A 2,275-nucleotide genomic window follows, 5' to 3' on the forward strand; every position below is an offset into this window, starting at 1 on the left:
GCACCAAGGCGGTCGCCCAGGCCCTCACCGACTCCCGGGGCTTCACCGTGGTCGGCGGCGGCGACTCCGCCGCGGCCGTCCGTACCCTGGGCTTCGACGAGCAGGCATTCGGCCACATCTCGACCGGAGGCGGCGCCTCCCTCGAATACCTCGAGGGCAAGACGCTCCCCGGCCTCGCCGCACTGGAGGACTGACCCTCAATGAGCACCCGTACGCCGCTGATGGCGGGCAACTGGAAGATGAACCTCAACCACCTCGAGGCCATCGCCCACGTCCAGAAGCTCGCCTTCGCCCTGGCCGACAAGGACTACGAGGACGTCGAGGTCGCCGTCCTGCCGCCCTTCACCGACCTGCGCTCCGTGCAGACCCTCGTCGAAGGCGACAAGCTGAAGATCAAGTACGGCGCCCAGGACATCTCGGCGCACGACGGCGGTGCCTACACCGGCGAGATCTCCGGCCCCATGCTGGCCAAGCTGAAGTGCACCTACGTCGCGATCGGCCACTCCGAGCGCCGCCAGTACCACGGCGAGACCGACGAGCAGGTGAACGCCAAGGTCAAGGCCGCCTACAAGCACGGCATCACCCCCATCCTCTGCGTCGGCGAGGAGCTGGAGGTCCGCGAGGCGGGCAACCACGTCCCCCACACCCTCGCCCAGGTCGAGGGCGGTCTGAAGGACCTCCCGGCCGAGCAGGCCGAGTCGATCGTGATCGCCTACGAGCCCGTCTGGGCCATCGGCACCGGCAAGGTCTGCGGCGCCGGGGACGCCCAGGAGGTCTGCGCCGCCATCCGCGGCAAGATCGCCGAGCTGTACTCGCAGGAGCTGGCCGACAAGGTCCGCATCCAGTACGGCGGCTCGGTCAAGTCCGGCAACGTCGCCGAGATCATGGCGCAGGCCGACATCGACGGCGCGCTGGTCGGCGGTGCCTCGCTGGACGCGGACGAGTTCGTCAAGATCGTCCGCTTCCGCGACCAGTGAGTATGCGCTAGCGGCGATCCGTCGTACCCTTGCGGGGTCCGGCCCTGTGCTGGGCCCCGCGTCGTCCGTCCGAATCCGAGGAAGTTGGTCCAGCCGTGGTTTTGGGGTTCTCGATCGCCCTGATCGTCTTCAGCCTGCTGCTGATGCTGCTGGTGCTGATGCACAAGGGGAAGGGCGGCGGCCTCTCCGACATGTTCGGTGGTGGCATGCAGTCCTCCGTCGGCGGCTCCTCGGTCGCCGAGCGCAACCTCGACCGGATCACCGTCGTGGTCGGTCTGCTCTGGTTCGCGTGCATCGTGGTGCTCGGCATCATGATGAAGGTGAACAACTGACCCTGGGGGACGTTCCGCGCCCCTTCCCCGCGGCGCTCCCCACGTAAGGCCCCATGTCCGGTACGTGCGGCACGGCGCGTCCTATCATGGGGCCTGCGTCTGGACGTGGGGGTGGTAACTCCGGACACTGGACGCGCGTTGGGCCTTACGTAGACTGAGGCGCTCGCAGCGGAGCGGCACGCCGACTCGCTTCGCGGCACCATCACGCAGGGAGTTACGACCGTGGCAAGTGGCAACGCGATCCGGGGGAGCCGGGTCGGGGCGGGGCCGATGGGTGAGGCCGAGCGTGGCGAGTCCGCGCCGCGGCTGCGCATCTCCTTCTGGTGCTCCAACGGGCACGAGACACAGCCGAGCTTCGCGAGCGACGCGCAGGTGCCCGAAACCTGGGACTGCCCCCGCTGCGGATTCCCGGCCGGGCAGGACCGCGACAACCCCCCTGACCCGCCGCGCACCGAGCCCTACAAGACGCACCTCGCCTATGTGCGGGAGCGGCGCAGCGACGCGGACGGCGAGGCGATCCTCGCCGAGGCGCTCGCCAAACTGCGGGGCGAGATCTAGCGTTCCAGGACCGGCCGGGCACCCACGAGGGGCCTGGCCGAAGCCGTTTCCTCGCACGCCGTGGCCGGCACCCGCGAACACCCGCGAGCCGGCCGCTGATACCGGTGAGCCGATCGGACGTACCTGTTGTCACGCCGGACGACGGCGTCACGACAGCTCACGTCCACCGCTGATCAACTAGGTTGGAAGCGCAGCGGGGCAGGTACGCAGCACAGGCAGCAAGGAAGAAGGCTGAAGTCCGAGATGAACGCAGACAGCCGTACCAGGCTCAACCAGACGCCCGAGTGGAGCGCGCTGGCCAAGCACCGTGAGGAGCTCGACGGGACGAGCCTGCGCGAACTGTTCGCCGCCGACCCCGGTCGCGGCACCGCGTACACCCTCCGGGTCGGCGACCTGTACGTCGACTAC

At 69.1% G+C, this 2,275-nt stretch carries 4 protein-coding genes and 1 pseudogene; all 5 read left to right on the plus strand.

Annotated features, from left to right (window positions below; all coding sequences use genetic code 11):
• On the plus strand, positions 1 to 194 hold a 194-nt coding region (gene pgk, locus B7L92_RS38230), incomplete at its 5' end, for a phosphoglycerate kinase (protein WP_081241651.1).
• A gap of 6 nt (positions 195 to 200) precedes the next feature.
• Entirely contained in the window at positions 201 to 977 is a 777-nt protein-coding gene (gene tpiA / locus B7L92_RS38235; protein WP_081241652.1) for a triose-phosphate isomerase, read from the plus strand.
• A gap of 95 nt (positions 978 to 1,072) precedes the next feature.
• The gene (gene secG / locus B7L92_RS38240; RefSeq protein WP_208026456.1) at positions 1,073 to 1,309 is read left to right on the plus strand and encodes a preprotein translocase subunit SecG; all 237 of its coding nucleotides are present in this window, start codon (positions 1,073 to 1,075) and stop codon (positions 1,307 to 1,309) included.
• A gap of 222 nt (positions 1,310 to 1,531) precedes the next feature.
• On the plus strand, positions 1,532 to 1,867 hold the full coding sequence (locus B7L92_RS38245; RefSeq protein ID WP_003976875.1) for an RNA polymerase-binding protein RbpA: 336 nt from the start codon (positions 1,532 to 1,534) through the stop codon (positions 1,865 to 1,867).
• Between the two features lie 243 nt (positions 1,868 to 2,110).
• A pseudogene (locus B7L92_RS43375) lies at positions 2,111 to 2,275 on the plus strand (glucose-6-phosphate isomerase); the annotation flags it as partial.

This window comes from Streptomyces viridosporus (assembly GCF_002078235.1).
Taxonomy (GTDB): domain Bacteria; phylum Actinomycetota; class Actinomycetes; order Streptomycetales; family Streptomycetaceae; genus Streptomyces; species Streptomyces viridosporus.

Coding starts and splice junctions, on each gene's coding strand:
- tpiA (WP_081241652.1), top strand. CDS start 201: ATGAGCACCCGTACGCCGCTGATGGCGGGCAACTGGAAGATGAACCTC.